Annotated in this window: 17 protein-coding genes; 3 read left to right on the forward strand and 14 right to left on the reverse strand. The window is 59.5% G+C overall.

Going from position 1 to position 19,252, the window contains the following annotated elements:
* Positions 1-60 precede the first annotated feature (60 nt).
* From OHL14_RS14025 to OHL14_RS14075, 11 genes are all read right to left on the reverse strand, one after another.
* Positions 61-813 (reverse strand): response regulator transcription factor, encoded by a 753-nt coding sequence (locus OHL14_RS14025; RefSeq protein ID WP_263379979.1) that lies wholly within the window; start codon positions 811-813, stop codon positions 61-63.
* Positions 814-820: 7 nt separating this feature from the next.
* Positions 821-1,504: a MarC family protein gene (locus OHL14_RS14030; RefSeq protein WP_263379980.1), complete on the reverse strand. Its 684-nt coding sequence runs from the start codon at positions 1,502-1,504 to the stop codon at positions 821-823.
* Positions 1,501-2,427 (reverse strand): sensor histidine kinase, encoded by a 927-nt coding sequence (locus OHL14_RS14035; RefSeq protein WP_263379981.1) that lies wholly within the window; start codon positions 2,425-2,427, stop codon positions 1,501-1,503. Before OHL14_RS14035 ends, OHL14_RS14030 begins: the two co-directional genes overlap by 4 nt.
* 95 nt (positions 2,428-2,522) lie before the next feature.
* A complete protein-coding gene (locus OHL14_RS14040) occupies positions 2,523-3,509 on the reverse strand; it encodes an acyl-CoA desaturase (RefSeq protein WP_396271394.1) in 987 nt (328 codons plus the stop codon).
* A 161-nt stretch (positions 3,510-3,670) separates the two neighbouring features.
* A complete protein-coding gene (locus OHL14_RS14045; RefSeq protein ID WP_263379982.1) occupies positions 3,671-4,894 on the reverse strand; it encodes an ArnT family glycosyltransferase in 1,224 nt (407 codons plus the stop codon).
* Positions 4,895-5,336: 442 nt separating this feature from the next.
* Entirely contained in the window at positions 5,337-7,511 is a 2,175-nt protein-coding gene (locus OHL14_RS14050) for a hypothetical protein (protein ID WP_263379983.1), read from the reverse strand.
* Positions 7,512-7,663: 152 nt separating this feature from the next.
* Positions 7,664-8,524 carry an IclR family transcriptional regulator domain-containing protein gene (locus OHL14_RS14055; protein WP_263379984.1) on the reverse strand — a complete coding sequence of 287 codons (861 nt, stop codon included), beginning with the start codon at positions 8,522-8,524 and terminating at the stop codon, positions 7,664-7,666.
* A 168-nt stretch (positions 8,525-8,692) separates the two neighbouring features.
* Complete coding sequence (gene pgi, locus OHL14_RS14060; RefSeq protein WP_263379985.1) at positions 8,693-10,327, reverse strand: glucose-6-phosphate isomerase; 1,635 nt, start codon at positions 10,325-10,327, stop codon at positions 8,693-8,695.
* Positions 10,328-10,459: 132 nt separating this feature from the next.
* Positions 10,460-11,836 carry a GntP family permease gene (locus tag OHL14_RS14065; RefSeq protein ID WP_263379986.1) on the reverse strand — a complete coding sequence of 459 codons (1,377 nt, stop codon included), beginning with the start codon at positions 11,834-11,836 and terminating at the stop codon, positions 10,460-10,462.
* Between the two features lie 51 nt (positions 11,837-11,887).
* Positions 11,888-12,580 carry a peroxiredoxin-like family protein gene (locus tag OHL14_RS14070; RefSeq protein WP_263379987.1) on the reverse strand — a complete coding sequence of 231 codons (693 nt, stop codon included), beginning with the start codon at positions 12,578-12,580 and terminating at the stop codon, positions 11,888-11,890.
* A gap of 286 nt (positions 12,581-12,866) precedes the next feature.
* Positions 12,867-13,487 carry a DUF2062 domain-containing protein gene (locus OHL14_RS14075; RefSeq protein WP_263379988.1) on the reverse strand — a complete coding sequence of 207 codons (621 nt, stop codon included), beginning with the start codon at positions 13,485-13,487 and terminating at the stop codon, positions 12,867-12,869.
* A gap of 112 nt (positions 13,488-13,599) precedes the next feature.
* On the opposite strand from OHL14_RS14075, the gene OHL14_RS14080 reads away from it, so the two are divergent.
* Positions 13,600-14,082, forward strand: coding sequence for a PEGA domain-containing protein (locus OHL14_RS14080; protein WP_263379989.1), 483 nt, complete (start codon positions 13,600-13,602; stop codon positions 14,080-14,082).
* A gap of 27 nt (positions 14,083-14,109) precedes the next feature.
* On the opposite strand, the gene OHL14_RS14085 is transcribed toward OHL14_RS14080, so the two are convergent.
* From OHL14_RS14085 to ffh, 3 genes are all read right to left on the reverse strand, one after another.
* Positions 14,110-14,430, reverse strand: coding sequence for a GIY-YIG nuclease family protein (locus OHL14_RS14085; RefSeq protein WP_263379990.1), 321 nt, complete (start codon positions 14,428-14,430; stop codon positions 14,110-14,112).
* 779 nt (positions 14,431-15,209) lie between these two features.
* Positions 15,210-15,629: a RipA family octameric membrane protein gene (locus OHL14_RS20305; protein WP_449727809.1), complete on the reverse strand. Its 420-nt coding sequence runs from the start codon at positions 15,627-15,629 to the stop codon at positions 15,210-15,212.
* 49 nt (positions 15,630-15,678) lie between these two features.
* Positions 15,679-17,067, reverse strand: a complete 1,389-nt coding sequence (gene ffh, locus OHL14_RS14090; protein ID WP_263379991.1) for a signal recognition particle protein — start codon at positions 17,065-17,067, stop codon at positions 15,679-15,681.
* A gap of 80 nt (positions 17,068-17,147) precedes the next feature.
* Here ffh and OHL14_RS14095 point away from each other — a divergent pair, with 80 nt between their 5' ends.
* Together OHL14_RS14095 and OHL14_RS14100 are read left to right on the forward strand one after the other, a co-directional pair.
* Positions 17,148-18,098, forward strand: a complete 951-nt coding sequence (locus OHL14_RS14095) for a tyrosine recombinase (RefSeq protein ID WP_263379992.1) — start codon at positions 17,148-17,150, stop codon at positions 18,096-18,098.
* Positions 18,099-18,238: 140 nt separating this feature from the next.
* Positions 18,239-19,204, forward strand: a complete 966-nt coding sequence (locus OHL14_RS14100; RefSeq protein ID WP_396271401.1) for a tyrosine-type recombinase/integrase — start codon at positions 18,239-18,241, stop codon at positions 19,202-19,204.
* Positions 19,205-19,252 lie beyond the last annotated feature (48 nt).

Genomic DNA, 19,252 nt, shown 5'->3' on the forward strand with positions numbered 1-19,252 from the left:
GGTAGAAAATGGATCTGGCTCGCACGTCTCGCTTCGAGATACGCGGGCGAGGTCAAAACTTTACAGTTCAGGCACGAAGCGATACCCGATACCGCGCACCGTGACCAAATGAACGGGTTTGGCTGGATCAGTTTCGAGGTACCGGCGCAGGCGGACAATGAAGTTGTCGATAGCGCGGGTGTCGGTGTCTTCCTTTACGCGCCACACGTTTTCCAGTAATTCCTTGCGCGGAATGATGCGGTCCGGATGATCGAGCAGATACCGCAAGAGGTCGGCTTCCATCAGTGTCAAATGGATAACCTTGTCGGGTGTGGTGATCTCCAATGCCTCGAAATCGATTGTGCGTCCATTGAGCGCGAAGGCAGGTGCGTCTTCCTTGACAGCGGGAGCGGCCAATGCGGGAGCCTGCCACGACATGCGACGCAGCAGGGCAGAAAGTCGAGCAAAAAGCACGTTCAGGTCGAAGGGCTTCGGCAGATAGTCGTCGGCACCAGCCGTGAAGCCTTCGACGACATCCTCCGCGCGGCCCCGTGCCGTCAGCAAAAGAACCGGGGTATAGCGGCCGGCATCGCGGAGGGCTTGCACGATGGAGAATCCGTCGCGGCCCGGCAGCATAACGTCGAGCAGGATGGCTGCCGGTGGGGCGAAATGCGATGAGTTCGGGTCGGTGACTTCGAGCAGCCAGGACAAAGCGCTATCGCCGTCAGCTTCGTGGTGGGTGCCGTAGCCTTCGGCCTGCAGGTTGAAGAGCAGACCCTGTGCGAGGTGCTCTTCGTCTTCAATCACGGCAATGAGTGCAGGGGTGGAGGTCATGATCTTCTCAGGCCAATTTCAGAAGCGGTGTAAGCAGCGCGCTGAGACCGTTCCACGCAATCTGTACGCCGATGCAGAGCAGGAAAAAGGCGACGACGCGCAGGATGCCGTGGGCCGTCGAGGGCGATATCGCTTGTGTGATCCGTGGCGCATTGGAGTAGCAAAAATATACGGCAACTGCCATGAGTAGAGCAGCAAGCAGGATACCTGCATGAGCAATCAAGCTCATCGTCAACGTATGTTGAGTGGCCTGGGCGCTCAGCGTTAGAGTAACGACCAGTGAACCTGGGCCGACGGTGAGTGGGAAGGTGTACGGGTAGAAGGTCTTTTCGGAGAGCGTGTGACTCAACTCCATATCGTCATCCTTGATCTCGACCTTCTTCTCGCTGGTGTCGCTGTCCTTCTGATTCAAAAGCCCCCAACCCATCGCTGCGATGACAAGTCCACCCGAAACCTGCACGATGGGAAGAGAGATGCCGAAGAAGTTGAGGACTGCCGAACCAACGATTTCAACGATGAGGAAGAAGCCAAGAGTGTTGATCGCGATGCGCCGGGCCAACGAACGATAAGCACCGATGCTGGCTGGGCCGACGACACCGACGAAGATCAGGGCCGATCCCAGAGGGTTGACCAGTGGTAGCAGGGCGCTGAATGCGAGCGCGAAGAACTTCCAAAGCAGGTAAAGGTTCATGAGGGCGGTGAGGTTTCGCTCGGAATATAGAGCGGCAGTTTAAGCAACATGGTAGACCCTTTACCCGGACCTTCGCTGAGCGCTCGGATACTGCCGCCGTGTTGCCTCGCGATGGTGCGCACGAGGAAGAGCCCGAGACCGGTACCCTTGATCTTAACGAGATCGTTGGAGGAGGCGCGGTAGAAGCGTTTGAAGATGCGGTTGAGGTCTCGGGAGGCGATGCCAAGGCCTGAGTCGGTGATGGAAAGTACGACCCAGGTGTAGCGTTCGATGCCGACGCGGCACTCAATGTTGACGCCGTTCGGTGAATACTTCACCGCATTGTCTAGCAGGTTGAGGATCGCCGTCCGCAGGTCTTCGAGATTGCCGAGCACGTACAGTCGAACGTCGCCGGGGACGGGCGCGAGCGAAATGGCATCGGGAGCCAGGTGATGACGGTTGATGACCGTGGAGATGCAATTGGCTAAGAGCGGGTGCAGTTCAATGCGATTGCGCTGGTCGGCACGCTGTCGCTGGCCAAGTTCGCCAGCCTTGAGGACTGTCTCAACGGTGCCAAGCAGGCGGTCGGTGTCCTCACGCATAATGGCGTAAAAGCGCTGCCGCTGCTCCTCATCGACTTGTCGGCGACCGAGGGTGTCGAGATAAAGTCGAATGCTGGCGATGGGGGTCTTCAGCTCGTGTGTGACGGCGTTGAGGAAGCTGTCCTGTCGCTCGTTGCGCCGGATTTCGCGGACCAGGAAGACGGTATTCAGTACAACGCCTGCGATGAGGATGCTGAAGAGCAGGACACCGAGCAGGTCAATGGCTAAGCGACGGCTGTTGTTATGGATCCATGTGATGTTCAGTGTGATCGCAAGAGCCGTGAGGCATACACCGAGCGTGATGAAAAACGCTTTCGACCCGCGGCGGCGTGTGAGGTTCATAAGTACAGAGGATAGAGGAGAGAGGGTAGAGGAGGGAAGAGAAGCACAAAGGCCGCTCGAGATGAGCGGCCTTTGTGCTTGCGGATCAGGTTGCTTTATACGCCTGCGGGCTTCGGATCCATGGGGTCGAACTTGGCGATCTGCACTTTCTTTGCGAGACCGATTTTTTCCATGAGCCAGATGCCGTAGTAGTTGATGTCGAACTCGTACCAGGCCAGGCCGTGGCGCGCGCTGACCGGATGAGCGTGATGGTTGTTGTGCCAGCCTTCGCCGCCGGTAAGGAGCGCGACCCACCAGCTGTTGCGCGAGTCATCCTTGGTTTCGAAGCGGCGCGAACCCCAGAGGTGCGTAGCCGAGTTCACGAGCCAGGTAGCATGCAGACCGAGCGTGGTGCGCAGGAACGTGCCCCAGAGCAGCATACCGAGGCCGCCGACGAAGCGGTGACCCGAGGGAGCCAGGGCAGCGCCGATGGCAATCTGCAGGACGCCTGCGACGGTCAGCGGCAGCCAGTGGTACTTGGACAGCCAGACCTGCATGGGGCTGCGGGTAAGGTCGGGAGCGTAGCGACCCAGCAGAGCGGTTTCTGAATGAAGCGCGCGACCCGAGAGAATCCAGCCAGCGTGTGCCCACCAGGTGCCGTCATGCGGGGTGTGAGGATCGCCTTCCTGGTCGGAGTTCTGATGATGAACGCGGTGGGTCGCGACCCAGAAGATCGGTCCACCTTCGAGAGCCAGGGTGCCACAGGCGCTCAGGATGAACTCCATCCATGCCGGGACCTTGTAGCCGCGGTGTGTGAGCAGGCGGTGGTAGCACATGCCGATGCCTACGTTGATCGCGAGGAAATACATGATGACGCCGGCAGCAAGGTTCTTCCAGCTGAAGAAGAAAAGCGCAGCGATCGCGCCGACATGGAACAGGCCCATGGCGATCGTCGTGATCCAGTTGATGCGACCCTGCTGATGCTCACGGCCCATGCGCAGATCCTGCTTGATGCGCTGTGTGGTCTCTTTGACGGCTGCAAGCGGGTCGGCTGTGGCAACGTCGGCGGCGGGATTTTCGATCGTCTGTAGCGTGGAGTTCATATTGGTATCGAGTTCCTTGGTAAAGCTTCTATCGGTAACCATACGGCTTGCGAGAGGACCTTTGTGTAAGAGTTTTGTAATGCCGCGTACACGTTGTGGAAGGCGATGCGTAAACATGAAAAAGCCCCGCAAATGCGGGGCTTTTTCATGTTTGGTTTTATTTATGCGAGTACAAATTCGTCGTCCAGATCCTCTTCCGAATCTGTTTCGGTGGCAGGCTCCCATGCGGGTGCCGTTCCGAACAGGCCTATCGAAACCAGAAGGATCATCATCGGCTCCAGAGGCTGGCGATAGTCCATGGAACTGTGCGTAAGGTAGTAGGGCAGCGGGAAGATCGCCATCGCCATAAGGTAGGGCACGACCGCCTTGCGGTCCTGCTTCCACCAGCGCCTTAGTCCCTTGTAGACGAAGAAGCAAAGGAACATACAGAACGGCACGTTTGGCAGATCGAAGGGCTCGTACTTGAGGTAGCTTGGGCTGAACGACCAGTAGCCCAGCCAAAAGCGAACGATGCGGCGCACGGTGGCGACAGCGACGAAGCCGGGATGCTGCTTCATGAAGGCGATGAATAGATCGTGCTTCTGCTGCATGTAGGCGATTTCGCCCATCGTCTGGTACTTTTCCATCTCCACAGGATTGCTGGCGGGGTGTGCAAAGGCAGAATTTGACGCGGTTGTGTCGCCATTGTTGCCCGCGTAGGCCTCAAGGGCAAAGCCATCACGGATAAAGAAGTTTGCGTGCATCACGCGGTAGTTGCGGATCTGCCATGGCGTGCAGACGAGCACGAAGCCCACCAGCGCCAGCGCAGTCTTCTTGAGCCACGGCTTGCGGGCCGAATGCATCTTGATGATCGCAATCAGCAGGAAGACCGGCAGCAGAGTCGTGATCGACGGGTTAGAAAGTACGGCCACGCCGTAGAGCAGACCAAATCCGAGCCACGCCCATGCCGAGCGCAGGTGAACGCTCTGCGCGATCAGCAGGCAGGTGGTGAAGAGCAGGCCGGTAAGGGCGTAATCCCACACGCGGCTAGCCGAAAAGTAAATGGCAAACGGATAAATCGCCCACGCGAGCGCAACGATTCGGCCGACGCGTTCGTTCAGAGTGTTGCGGACCAGTAGGAAAAGCGGGATGCAGGTCAGTGCTGAGCAGACGGCATTAAAGCTGAGCACAGCCGCCGCAGCCGCCGAAGTCCAGAAGCCAAAGAGCTTGAAAGAAAAGGCAATCAGATATGGATAAAGCGGCGGGACCAGGGCCGTAGGACCGGTCTGCGGAAGAAATGGCGAACTGAACCCTTTGCCCAGAAAGATGCTGCGGGCCGTCCAGCCCATCTCCCAGCTCTCCCATCCGAAGTTGTTGTCGTTCACCGTGTGACTGGAATCATGCACGACGAAAAAGACGACGACCAAGCGAAGTACGAGGGCTGCAAGAACGACAAGGGACAGATACGCGGAGGGACTCTCGACCTGGTGTAGCAGTCTCGACAGCAGGGAAGCGCGCGTTTCCCGAGAGGAATCAGGGGGAGTTTGAGTTCTGGGCGTGTAGATAAGAACCGCTTTCCTGTTTGGTTTGTTTGATTTATTTGAGCCAAGTGTATCGTACGGGGCCCACACTTCTCTCCATGATAGAGACGACTCTCATGTGACGGAGGAGTACAAGCAGATTGTTTTTTGTACCTGTTGCTGAAGTTGGCACAGTTTGGGGCTTTCTTGTCTAACTAAAAGATTTAGAAAGCTTTATGTTCAGACGCGGAGCGGCGGGAAGGGCGTATTTCAATCGCTTCGCGAGGCTGTTCGGCCTTTTCACCGGCATTGCGTTGTGGATATACAGCTAGTCCCTGCAACCGAGGATACGAAGACCGGGCTGGCGGGCTATGACAGGCAGGGTAACCGGCCAGCCGGTGGTTTGTGACCAGTCGGGATCGTGATGGCTGACCACGAGATAGGAGACGCCGAACTGCGAGCAATACGCCCGGGCGGCCTCGGGAGAGGGAGCTGGTGTCGCGTAGAGCGCGGCAGTGGCAGCTTGGATGGCGCTGCATTTGGAGGCGTCGCCGCCAAAGTGGACGGCGCATTTGCCTTCGGCGTTCAGTAACTGTCTTCCGGTGTCCATCACCAACATGCGCTGGTAGAGCTCATCGGCGGTCACAACTTCGTTCTGCCGATCGGGGTCGGGGTCGATGGGACGGAAGCTTACGACGGCATCCAATCGCGCGACGCGGTGGAGGTTGGCGAAGGCCTCGCGCACCTGGAATGCGTCCTGAGAGAGCTGTCCGAATCGCTGCGGTGTGACATGTTCGACGTACGGCTGCCAGGCGCGCAGCAGCACTGCACCGCAGAGTGAGCCAGCGAGTCCGAGGTAGAGGAGCCCCAGCAAGAGCCGACGCTTGCCGGGGGTTGGTGTAACGACGGCAGACTCTGACGGAGCCCACCAAGCTCCGAGAACCTGCGCGGTCAGTAGCGTAAGGAAGAACTGAGGCAGCATCACGGCGCGGTAGCCGAAATCGTTGTTGCTGATGACCGACGAACTGAGTAAGAGAGATAGGATTAGGCCGCTGATTGTGAAGAAGAGTGAGGTGTCGAAGGCGCGGTCCCGCATCGCTTCGCGCAGCCGCCTCGAGCGGAGGATGAGCGCCAGCGCCGCTCCGTAAAGGCCAAGCTCCATTGCGAGGCCAGGGACAAGTAACAGGAGCCGTATGATCTGATCGAGTACTAGTGGATGCGTCTGCTTCCATGCGGCGAGTGGGCGAGCGTCGGTCAACAGTCCGGAGTCGATCATGGGCCGGACGCTGAAGGTGAAAAGGTGCTGCGGAGGAACTGCGTCAGTTCCGGACGGCTGCAACATCGTACGCAGCAGCTCATAAAGGAAGGGAAGGAGGGCAACCGCGCTAAGGGCGGTGATGGTCGCGATGCGTCCGCAATGAGCTTTATGCTCCGGGCATTGGCGTACTGCGATCCAGACCATCCAGCTGGCAATGAGCAGCGCAAAGCCGAAGGCCACGTAAACAGATAGGCCGAAGGCGCTGGCACAGGCAAGTGCTGCGATGGCGAGAGCGATGCGGCGACACCTGCGGCTGATCGGCTCGAGCGTGCGCCAAAGAAAAAGAAAGGCAAGCAGACAGCAGAGCACGCTGGCGACATGGTGCGGCACCCAGAGCAACGAGTCCGGCCAGGCGTCGATCGGATCAACGGACCACCATTCGATGTCGCCGTTGAGAGCTGGCTGACCGAACGCGTTGCCGAGTGCCGGGATAAGGTCTGCACCTGTGACGGCAAGCAGACCCATCGCGATCCACTGCTGTCGGCGACCCCAGTGGAAGAAGTGCGAGGTGTAGAGCTTCACCGTCGTGAAAAGGCCGAAGCCGGCCCAGATGGTGCTGGCGATAAAGGATTGCTGCGCAGTGACGTGCGCGAACTTTACGACTGCCGCGCATAGGACATACCAGAAGTAGTAGTAACGCATCGCCGCGGGCGCGCCCGAAAAGTAAAGCGGGTTCGCGGGAGGGATACCAGTGCGCACGACGGCGTCCGTGAACGCGATGCGGTAACTCTGATCAGCCATCACCACGCTGAGGTAGAGCCTATGACCGACCTGGAACTCCACCAGCATCAGAAGAGCGAAGGCTATCCAGCCGAGAGCAAGCAGCGCGGTGATCCTGCGATCGTTCGCTGTCCACGCTCCCCGACCATCACGCAAGAGAAGCAGCAGCGCGAAGCCCGTCGTGCAGAGGATCATGGCGCAAACGATGCCGTTCAGACCGAAGAGACGGCCGACGAAGTACGCCGCGATCGGCGTGAGCATGAAGGAACAAGCAATGGCCCAGAGCGAGCGCGCAGCGAAGTCAAGACGGCGAAAGCCGAAGAGGTCCACAGCGTACGCCGCGATGTATCCTGGTGCATACAGCAATGAAGAGAAGGCAAGAACCGCAACCAAGCTGCCAAGTACATCCTTGAGCATGAAATCTTGGACGTTCAAAATGCCGCAAGGGACTACATCGGCCGTCACCGCGTCAGCTCCTTTGCAGAGGAGCAAAGCTCAGTAAGCGCGAAAAATCGGATTAGTCTGACAGATGGATGAGATGTTTGCAAAGTTGCTGCCATAGTACAGGACAGAGGTTGAATGCCCTGCACCATGGTTGGTGCCGCGAGAATGTACCCTTAACGCATGAAGACGCTGAGCTCGGCCGCGGCTGCGCGCAGCGGTGGCAGGAACCGCGTCTGCATCTCCAGCATGGGCATACGGGGAGCATGGCCGCTGAGATTCACCGTAGCGACGACGCGACCATTGCCTGCGTGGACAGGAACAGCAATCGAGCGAAGGCCAACCTCGTACTCCTGATCGCAGAGCGCGTAGCCGTTGCGGCGTACGTTACGCAGAGCCAGACGGAGCTTGTCGACCGAATTGATGGTTCTCGGCGTGTATTGCGTGAGGATGACGCGGGCGAGATACGTCTCCAGCTGATCCTGCGGCAGGTACGCTAACAGCACGCGACCCATGCTGGTGCAGAAAGCGGGAAGTCGCGACCCGATGTGCAGATCGACCGACATAACCCGCGTCACGCTGGTGCGCGCGATGTAAACGATCTGCTCGCCATCGAGCGTGGCGACGGAGAAGCTTTCACCGTAGGCCGCAGACATGCGCTCAAGGATAGGCTGTGCCGCGTTCGCCAGTGTGCTTGAAGCGGTATAAGTGTTCGCGAGTGTCAGCATCTTCGGGCGCAGCGAGTAGCGTTGGCTTTCATCGGCGCCGGCGAAGCCGAGCTTGACCAAAGTGTAGAGGCACCGACGCACTGCAGCACGCGAGAGGCCTGTGCGCAGGCTCAGTTGTGAGATCGTCATCTGCGGTGTTTGCGGCGTGAACGCCTCAATGACAACGAGACCACGTGCGAGCGAGGCCATGAAGTTGGGGTCACCGCTGTACTGATCGAGTGCGGTGCCGGGCAGGACCTTGGGGCGAGGTGCAACTGCGGATAGAGAAGATGTGGGAACAGCGGCCTGAAGAGCGGAAGACGGCGACATGAGCGAAGTTCTCCTGGGCCGCAGAAGGACTTCGGAAGTGAAGTGCGATTGCCGCCCTGCGATAACGATAAACGCACAATGACTTTTCCGCAAGAAAACGTCGAGAGCCTTTGGATGCTCTCGACGTTTTCTTGCCTAGTCAGGCATCGCCTGAAAAAGATCGTTTGCTTATTTCGTTGAGCGATACCGGCGGATCAGGTTCGCGGTGGACGTATCGTGATTCGTGAGCGCGGGCTCGGTGGGAGCTTCGATCTCACCGAGGATCTTCGTCGCGAGCACCTTGCCCAACTCAACGCCCCACTGGTCAAAGCTGTCGATCGACCAGATGACGCCTTGCGTGAACACGTTGTGCTCGTACAGTGCGATCAACTTGCCAAGCAGTTCAGGCGTGAGCTCCTCCGCCAGCAGCACGTTCGAAGGACGGTTGCCCTCGAAGACCTTGTGCGGTACGAGCGCTTCGGCCACGCCTTCTGCCTTCACCTCTTCCGCTGTCTTGCCGAAGGCAAGAGCTTCTGCCTGCGCGAAGACGTTCGCCATCAGCATGTCATGGTGACGACCGAGAACGTTGAGCGACTTGCTAAAGCCGATGAAGTCGCAGGGGATCAGACGTGTTCCTTGATGAATGAGCTGGTAGAAGCTATGCTGGCCGTTCGTGCCAGGCTCGCCCCAGTAAATTGGGCCGGTATCGGCGTCGACGTGTTGGCCGTCGAGCGTGACGTGCTTGCCGTTCGACTCCATCGTGAGCTGCTGCAGGTAGGCAGGGAAGCGCTTCAGGTACTGCTCATAGGGCAGGATCGCCACTGTCTGAGCATCGAAGAAGTCGGTGTACCAGACGGTGAGCAGACCCATCAACGCCGGCAGGTTCTTCTCCAGAGGAGTTGTGCGGAAGTGTACGTCCATCGCGTGAAAGCCGGCGAGCATCGAACGGAAGTTGTCCGGGCCGATTGCGATCATCGTGCTGAGGCCGATGGCCGAATCCATCGAATAGCGGCCGCCGACCCAGTCCCAGAAGCCGAACATGTTCGCGGTATCGATGCCAAATTCGGAGACGAGCTTCTCGTTCGTGGAGAGCGCGGCGAAGTGCTTCGCAATCTCCGACTCAGGCGCACCCGAGGCAAGGAACCAGTCACGTGCAGAGTGCGCGTTGGTCATCGTTTCGAGCGTGGTGAAGGTCTTCGAAGCGATGAGGAAGAGCGTCTCGTCGGCGTTCAGGTTGTGGACGGCTTCAGCGAAGTCGGTGCCGTCGACATTGGAGACAAAGAGGAACGTGAGGTCGCGCTGCGAGTAGTGCTTCAGTGCCTCATAAGCCATCACCGGGCCGAGATCGGAGCCGCCGATGCCGATGTTGATGACGTTCTTGATGCGCTTGCCGGTGTGGCCCTTCCATTCGCCCGAACGGATCTTGTTGGCGAAGGCGGACATCTTGTCGAGGGTGTCGTGAACTGCCGGAACAACGTCCTCGTCGTCAACGATGATGGATTCGGACTTCGGCGCGCGCAGGGCAACGTGCAGTACGGAGCGGTTCTCGGTGACGTTGATCTTCTGGCCGGTGAACATGGCCTCGATGTGCTGCTTCAGGCCGGACTGCTCCGCGAGCTCGATGAGCAGCTTGAGCGTCTCATCGGTGATGCGGTTCTTCGAGTAGTCGAGGAATATGCCATCGGCCTCGGCAGTGTAGCGTGTGCCGCGGGCCGGATCGGCCTTAAACAGGTCGCGCAGGTGCTGCGGCTTGAGGGTTGCGGCGTGCGCAGTCAGGGCTTTCCAGGCTGGGCGCTGGGACAGAGGGGCTACTTTCTCGCTCATTGAAGCTGTCTCCTTGTGGGTGCGGAACCGGGAATCGGTCTTCCGTGATCCACAGTATTTATTAGACCACTGTCCGATGACGGAGTGTTTATAGGTAATCGGCTCGTTTGGACTGGAGGCAGGATTTTGCTCTCAGGCAGGTAGGAACGCAGAAAGGCTGAGTGCGAAGATCAGCCCGCTAACAGCAAGGATCGTCTCCATTACCGACCAGGTAGCGAAGGTTTCCTTGAGCGACAGCTTGAGGAAGCCCTTGATCATCCAGAAACCGCCATCATTGACGTGCGAGAAGATGAGCGAGCCTGAACCGCTGGCAATTGCCAGCAGTTCAGGATGCGGGATCGCCATGCCGATAGTGGCTGAGGCGACAATGGTGGCAGAGGTCGTCATTGCGATGGTGGCTGAACCTGTGGCGAGGCGAACGCCGGCGGCGATAAGCCAGGCGAGCAGGATCAGTGGCAGATGCGCGTGCATCGCCGAAGCAACGATGGTGGCCGCAATGCCCGAGTCCTGCAGAATGCGGCAGAAGCCTCCGGCTGCTCCCAGGATGATAAGGAACGCGGCCATGGGGCCGAGCGATTCCTGAGCGAACTTCTCGATGCTCGCCATGCCGAAGCCACGTGTGCGATGGACGACGTAGAAGCTCCAGAGGACGGCGATCAACAGAGCTACAGAAGGAATGCCCGCGTCATGCAAAACGATGCGGACAGCGCCGAAGCGTAAAGGCAGGTGATCGGAGAGGCTGCCAAGAAGGATCAGGAAAACCGGTAGCAGTGTGATCGAGGCTGCCATCAGCAGACCGGGATGAGGAGCATCTGCAGACACATCTGCAGGAGCCTCAAACGGTGTCGGTTCGTTGTCCGAGGCATCACCTTGCGCCGGATTTTGAAGAACGGCGCTGCGGCGAATGACCCAGAGATAGACTGGCCCGGCGAGCGCCGCGGAGGGTATCCCAATGATGAGTCCAACGAGGATGCCTTTGGCGATGTCTGCGTGGTAGAGCGTCATCGCTAGCAGAGCCGCTGGATGTGGCGGAATGAGGCCATGCGTGACGGAGAGTCCAGCCAGCATCGGCAGGGCGATGGCGACGGGAGCTTTGCCGCTGCGGTGAGCAATTGTGAGCGCAATAGGGATGAGCAAGACCAGCCCAACCTCGAAGAAGACGGGCATGCCGATGAGGATGCCCAGCAGAAGCATTGCCCAAGGCAGGCCCCGCTCGCCGGCGTGCGTGAGAAGCGTGGTGGCGATGGTTTCTGCGCCACCCGAGACGGAGAGCATCTCGCCCAGCACTGCGCCGAGGGCCAATACGATGGCGACCTGGCCGAGCGTGGCTCCGACACCAGCGGTAAACGAGGTCATCGCTGTGGTCGCGGGCATCTGGATTGCCAGCGCAAGAAAGATCGAGGCGCAGAGCACGGCGAGGAACGGATGCAGCTTGGCTTTGAGGACCAATGTGGTGAGCAGCGCGATGGAGAGAACGGCTGCGATCACCTGGATTGTTGCGTGGGACATGCAAGGGCCTCGAATGGGTTCCGAGAACCATTATGGCTTGCGGAGTGCGGATTAGAGAACGGCGAGGATTTCCTGCGGCTCGGGGCGAACGCGATGGTCTGCGTGCGCTTCGGAGTAAAGGACTTTGCCTTCGCGGGAGACAACGAAGGTGGCAGCGATCGGTAGCTGCCAAGTGTCTGCGCCTTGATCGCCATGCAGGAAAGGGATGTTGATGAGGATGCTGCGATAGTGGCTGCGCATTTTGTCGGTGACGCTGTAGGCTGCGCCGAAGCTGGCGGCGACGTGAGCTCCAGGGTCGGAGAGAACCGGGAACGTGAGGTTGTGCTGCTGGACGGTGAAGTCGTTCTGGCGCAGCATCTGCGGGCTGATGGCGACGAAGAGAGCGCCGCGCTCACGCAGAGTCGGATACAGCGACTGCCAGGTTTCGAGTTCGGTCATGCAATACGGACACCAGCGGCCGCGGAATAACTTGATGACGAGCGTTCCGACGGCGAGCAGATCGGCGGAAGAGACGGACTTTTTGGTCAGAGCGTCTTGCAGGGTGAAGCTTGGCGCTGTTGCTCCGACAGGGAGAATTTGAGACTCGATGCCGGAAGCTAGGAGGTCTTGAACCGCTTCGTCGGTGATGGCGAGACGTTCGGGTTGAACTAAACCGCGCGTGTTGGTGGTGATGGTGTCAAGCTGGTCCTGCAGGCGCGGAACGAGGAGGTCGTCAGTTCCGGATTGTGTTGGGCGCAAAGGCATCAGGTTTAGTTTACCGGGTATCGGCAGGTACCCCCCCCCTCCCCCCCATACTTTGGGATCCAAAGTCTTGAGACTGTTCGGGTTAGGTCTGGACTTTGGTGCGTTTCCGAGAGTTAAGCTGATCTGCCCGGTGGTGACAGGGCTTTGGACTTACTCTCTAGTTCTATTTTATCAAGCCGGACGTAGGAAACATGCAATTCTTTTAAGCAGAAAACGCCAGTGTTGATGAGGGTTTTCACGCTTGCAGGGGCCGGAGGGGGTTGACAGGAATCGGCGTCGCGACAGGTCAGGAGCGGGCGAGGGCGGCGTGACGGCGGAGCAGAAGCACGAGAGATCGGCGGAGGAAGTGGGCGAGGATGGGGAGCAGGATGACGGCGGCGATTCCCCAGACGATGATGGCGTGCCACTCCCATTGCCAGATGGAGTGAAAGAGGCGGAGGGGATGGTGGCTGAGGTGTTCCAACTGGGTCTTGGACATGGGGAGCTGCCGGGTATGGAAGAGGTGGACGCCGAGTTCGATGAAGGGCACGAAGAGCAGCAGGTGCAACGGGGCTACGAGGTGGGTGCCGATCTGCGAGGCGGTCTGGCTGAGCTTGAAGGTCCAGGCGAGAAGGACGACCAGGAGGGTGGTGACGCCGACGGAGGGATTGATGCCGACGATCATGCCGACGGCGAGGCTCCAGGCCAGGCGGCGAGGGGTGACGCCGCCGCGCAGGAGGCGCAGCAGAGGTCGCAGGACCTTGCAGCGGAGAAACTCACGAACTGGCTCGGGCAGCAGCACAAGACTCACAAGAGGTGAGATGCGCTGGCGGCGAAGTACGGTGGGGTCGTAGAGCGGGACGGTGCGGGTCCTGAGACGAGTAGACGGGGCTGCGGCTGGGCCTAGGATGGGACGCCCGATGCCCAAAACGGACCACCCTGCTGGGGGGTAACTTAACTTATATCAAGCGCCTGGATGGCGGTGGAGTTTCAGAGTCAAGGACAGCAGTACATCCCTGATTCGTGAAAGCGGGCCTCACATGAAAAGCTTGTTGAGCGTGTTTTCGATTCTCTGGTTAGCGTTGGGTTGTTCGAGTGCTTTGGCAGCGGGTAAGCCAAAGGTCGACGTTCAAGCGAAGGTGAAGGCGACGAGCAGGATGTATCGAGTCCGCGGTGTGCTGAAGCCGGGCATTCACGTGATGCGCGCGTCTTCGGCGCTGGTGCTGCTCCCTGCGGAGGCGGCTGCTGCGGACGATGCGTCTGCGGGGTACGATGCTGTGGCGTTGAGTGTGGACCACCATGTGCGGTGCCTGATCGCGGCCGAGCCCGCGGATGCGGTGATCTATGTGGATGGGAAGCGAGCCGGGACTTCGCCAACGGAGGTCGACTGGGAAGGTCGCGCTGGCGACCTGCATACAGTGACGGTGCAGAAGGATGGCTGGCGGTCGTCCGAGGGGACGTTCACGCAGGGTGTGGGCGATGCGGCGATCTACGTGCGGTTGTCGCCGGTTGAGGATTTGTAGGGACGTGCCCGGATTGGTGAGGATGGGTCAGGGGTTCATGTGCTCGTGTCGAGTGATGAGCTTCCAGCCGTATTTTTCGGAGAGGTCTTTGAACTCGGGGTTGGTGGTGCGGATGAGATCCAGCTTCTTTTCGCGACGCCAGCCTTTGAGTTGCTTCTCGCGTGCGATGGCGAGGCGGATGTCGCCGAAGTTTTCGTAATAGAGAAGGCGGACGCATCCATACTTCTTGGAAAAGCCTTCGTAAGTGCCGTTCCTGTGCTGCATGATGCGGGTGTAGAGGTCACTGGTGACGCCGATGTAGAGCGTCCCTGTCGCGCTGCCCAGGATGTAGGTGTAACCGGCTGGCATGGAGCGAAGCTAGCAGCTTCTTTCTTGCTTGCTATATCAAGGTGTTATGTTGCGTGGGGCTTCTCGCGCCATTTTGGGAACCCTCAAACTGTCATCCTGAGCGAAACCCGCAGGGCGCAGTCGAAGAACCCCGAAGGTGTTGAGTGCGACTCGGATGTTTATGGCTTTGGGCGAGGGGCTTGCAGGGCGGGCTTTCAGGTGAGAATGGGGTGGAGGGTACGGGTGAGGTGGGCGGTGTCGGGGTCCTTCGGCTACCCCTTCGCTACGCTCAGGGTCCGCTCAGGATGACAGGGTATGGGTGGGGTGGCGGTGTTGTTTCTGAAAGCATCTCAGAACTGTCATTCTGAGCGAAGCCCGCAGGGCGCAGTCGAAGAACCGCGAGGGGGTTGGTTGAGACTTGAGTGGTTGCGCTTTTAGGCGGGGGGCTTGAAGGTCGAGCCTCAGGGTGAGAATGGGTGGAGGGTATGGGTGAGATGGGCTGTGTCGGGGTCCTTCGGCTCCCCCTTCGCTACGCTCAGGGTCCGCTCAGGATGACAGGGTATGGGTGGGAGCGGTTCGCGCGTACCCGCGCGAATGCCCACGTTAGTGACGATAAAGCTGCCGCGGAGATGGGGCACCCGGAGTTGGGGTTGGTTTAGTGTCCCGGGTGAAGCCGGGACCTACTGGGTTGTAGTGGAAGGAAGTTGGCGTCCTGCGAACCCACGTCTCAGAAGCGAGACGTGGGGCACCCAAGGTAGTGGGGATTCAGATGTGGGACACCCGCCTCGCTGTCCAAGTGATTAACGGGTGGAGCCTTCACTCATCACGTAGATGAACACTGATATACCCCAAGTCCACGCTGCGAAGAAAACGAGGGGCACCTTGTTCACATAGCTTCTGTAATCACCTGAATACTTGCGCTGAGGGCGCTCATTCTCCCATCGGGAAAAGATTCTATGTGACATCGGATGTCCTGCCGTTTTCTCAATGTCTTGCAAGCGATACCAGTAAAAGTGAATGTATTCAGACAGGCGCTGATTATTGAGTTGCCATATTCTCGTCATGTAAAGCGAAGCCAAGCATGCGAAACAGGCACTCAATCTATATCCTGCGGCGAATACCTGCCAGACTCCGGCGGCTGCAGCCAATTCGAACACAACGAAATAGCTAGAGCGTGTCCAATAAGTCTCGACTTGAAATTTCCAAGCCTCGAAAGCTATTTGGTAGAGGTGCTCTGAATCCGTTGGCTTTGCTTTCGTGCATTCTGCCCTACCGTCCGAACTTTTGCATGCCGCCTAGTTGGCTCATGAGGCGTTGTTGCATTTTGCCTCCGCCGGCGCCCATGGTTTTGAACATCTTGGACATCTGGGCGTGTTGTTTCAGGAGGTTGTTGACCTCGGAGACCTGGACGCCTGCGCCGAGGGCGATGCGTTTGCGGCGGCTGCCGTTGATGATGGCGGAGTTGAGGCGTTCCTTCATCGTCATGGAGTTGATGATGGCTTCGGTGCGACCGAGTTGCTTCTCGTCGACGGAGTTGGCGGCCTGCTGCATGCCAGCGAAGGGGCCGACCGAGGGCAGCATCTTCATGATGGACTGCATGGAGCCGAGCTTCTTGATCTGACGGAGCTGCTCGCGGAAGTCTTCGAGGGAGAAGCCGTCGCCGGAGAGGGCCTTGGTGGCGAAGGCGTGGGCCTTGGACTTATCGAGCTTTTCTTCGGCGCGCTCGAGAAGGGTGGCGATGTCTCCCATGCCGAGGATGCGGGAGACGATGCGGTCGGGGTGGAAGGGCTCGAAGGCGTCGGGCTTTTCGCCGGTGCCGAGGAACTTGACGGGCTGGCCGGTGATCTGGCGGATGGAGAGGGCAGCGCCGCCGCGGGCGTCGCCGTCCATCTTGGTGAGGACGGAGCCGGTGATGGCGAGGCGGTCATTGAAGGCCTTGGCGGAGTTGACGGCGTCCTGTCCGGTCATGGCGTCGGCGACGAAGAGAATCTCGGAGGGGTTGAGGAGCTTTTTGAGCTCGGCCATCTCGGCCATGAGGGCCTCGTCGATGCCGAGGCGACCGGCGGTGTCGACGATGAGGATGTTGCAGGCGGAGTTGGTGGCTTCGCGGCGGGCTTCTTTGGCGAGGCGGAGGACGTCCGGAGTTCCTAGTTGTCCGTTCTCCGTTGTCAGTTCGCCTTCGTAGATCTTTGCGCCGATGGATTGAGCGACGACGCGGAGCTGCTCGCGCGCGGCGGGACGGTAGACGTCGACGGAGACGAGCATGGGGCGGTGGCCACCCTTTTTGAGCCACTGGGCGAGCTTGCCGCTGGTGGTGGTTTTACCGGAGCCCTGGAGGCCAGCCATGAGGATGATGGTGGGGGGCTGGGAGGCGAACTTGAACTTGGCGGTGTCGGTGCCGAGGGTGGCGATGAGCTCGTCGCGGACGATTTTGACGATCTGTTCGGCGGGCGAGAGGGCGGTGGCGACCTGGGAGCCGAGGGCCTTGTCGCGGATCTTGTCGATGATGTCTTTGGCGACGTCGAGGTTGACGTCGGACTCGATGAGAGCGACGCGGATCTCGCGGAGGGCGTCGTTGATGTTCTCGTCGGTGAGAGTGCCTTGACCGCGGAGGGTCTTGAAGGAGCGCTGTAGCTTTTCTGAGAGGGTTTCAAACATGGCTTATTAAGTATAGCTGTGATGGCAAGGTGGATACCGGGGCTGGTATTGCAGGGTAGCGGGATTGAGAATCGAGGGTGATGGAATTGGCGAACAACTCGGGGTTGTTGCGGGAGTACAAGGGACATCTGCGGGTGGAGCGCGGGCTGCGGCCGCTGTCGATTGAGGCGTATGCGCGGGACCTGGAGCAGTTTGCGGAGTTTCTGGAGAAGACGGCGAAGACGCTGATGGGCGCGCGGCAGGAAGATGTGTCGGAGTGGATGCGGGACAAGCGCGAGAAGGGTGTGGAGTCGCGGTCGATTGCGCGGAAGCTGAGTTGTCTGCGGGGGTTCTATAAGTGGCTGCTGATGGACAAGCGGGTGGTGGGCGATCCGACGGTAAATATCGAGAGCCCGAGCAGCTGGAAGGTGCTGCCGAAGTCGCTGGGTGAGCGCGAGGTGGGCGAGATGCTGGCGTCCACCGGCTATAGGGCGGATGCGGCGGATGCGGACGGGGCGGCTCTACGGAACCACGCGATGCTGGAGTTGCTGTATGCGGGTGGGCTGCGGGTGGGGGAGATCGTGTCGCTGCGGGTGGAGGATTTGCATCTTGATCGCGGGAATGTGCAGGTGCGCGGCAAGGGGGATAAAGAGCGGATCGTGCCGATCGGGGAGAAGGCAATCAAGGCGATTGAGGTTTATTTGCAGCGGGGACGGCCTGGTCTTGCGCAGACGGCGAGACGCCCTTCGGGCACGAGTCAGCCGAAAGTTGAGAGGACTCTGTTTTTAAGTGTGCGGGGCAGGGCTTTGACGACGCAGGCCGTGTGGCAGATGGTGCGCGGCGTGAACAAGAATGCGAGTCCGCATAAGCTGCGGCACAGCATGGCGACGCATATGGTGGAGCATGGGGCGGATTTGAGGAGTGTGCAGACGCTGCTGGGTCATGCGGATATTGCGACGACGCAGGTGTATACGCATCTGGCGATTGATCGGTTGAAGACGGTGCATCGGATGTGTCATCCGCGGGCAAAGAAGAGGGAGGTTGCGACATGACGACGTCAGACGTACCTCAGCGGCTGAAGCCGCCGTCAAACAGTGGTCTTGATGGCACGGCTGAAGCCGTGCCCCTTCGAGTGAATGATTTCCCCGAACAGGTGAGCCAGTTTGCAGAGTTAGCAGAGAGATATCTTGCGATGCTGCGGGATGAGCGTGGGGCGTCGGAGCATACGCTGCGGGCTTATGCGCGGGAGGTGCGTGGGTTTGCTGCTTACTTGCAGGAGACGTTGGGGGATGCGGATGTTGCGAGTGTGGAGCATACGCATATCCGTGGGTATCTGGCGGTTTTGTATGACAAAGGGTTGACGAAGGCGAGTGTGGCGCGGGCGCTGGCGGCGGTGCGGAGCTGGTTCAAGTGGCTGGCGAAGTCCGGGTTGGTGGAGAGTAATCCGGCGCGGCTGGTGAGTACTCCGAAGCTGCCGAAGCATCTGCCGAGGGTGCCGAGTATGGAAGAACTCAACGGGGTGTTGGACTCGCTAGGTGGTTCGTCAGGGGAGAAGTTTGCATCCCACCCATCCGCGAGGAAGCCGCGTATGGATGGGGCACCCAGGGACGGTGGCGAGGCGGCGGCGTGGCCGGAGCGGGACCGCGTGATCTTTGAGTTGCTGTATGGGTGTGGGATTCGTAACTCGGAGTTAGTGGGCTTGGATGTGGGTTCAATTCATTGGAGCGACGATGCGATTCGGGTGTTTGGCAAGGGACGCAAGGAACGGCTGGTGCCGCTGGGCGATGCGGCGGCGGAGGCTCTGCGGGCTTATATAGTGCAGCGGCAATCGCGGCTGGAGGCGGCGGGTAAAGGGAAGTTCGTACATGAGGGGCCGTTGCTGATTAATGCGAGAACACGGGGCGCGTGCAGGCTGACGACGCGGAGTGTGGGGCGCATTGTGAAGGCGATCGCGCTGAGTCGAGGGTTGGCTGCGGATGTGCATCCGCATACACTGCGCCATGCGTTCGGAACTCACATGCTGGAAGAGGGTGCGGACCTGCGGGCTATCCAGGAGATGCTGGGGCATGAGCGGCTGTCGACGACGCAGCGGTATACGCAGTTGACGGTGGGGCAGGTGCAGAAGGTGTATGACGAGACGCATCCTCGCGCTCGGTGAGCGCCAGGGAATAGGGAACAGGAAGAGTGGGCTCGTGCTTCGCACATC

Source organism: Granulicella paludicola, assembly GCF_025685545.1.
GTDB classification, from domain to species: Bacteria; Acidobacteriota; Terriglobia; order Terriglobales; family Acidobacteriaceae; genus Granulicella; species Granulicella paludicola.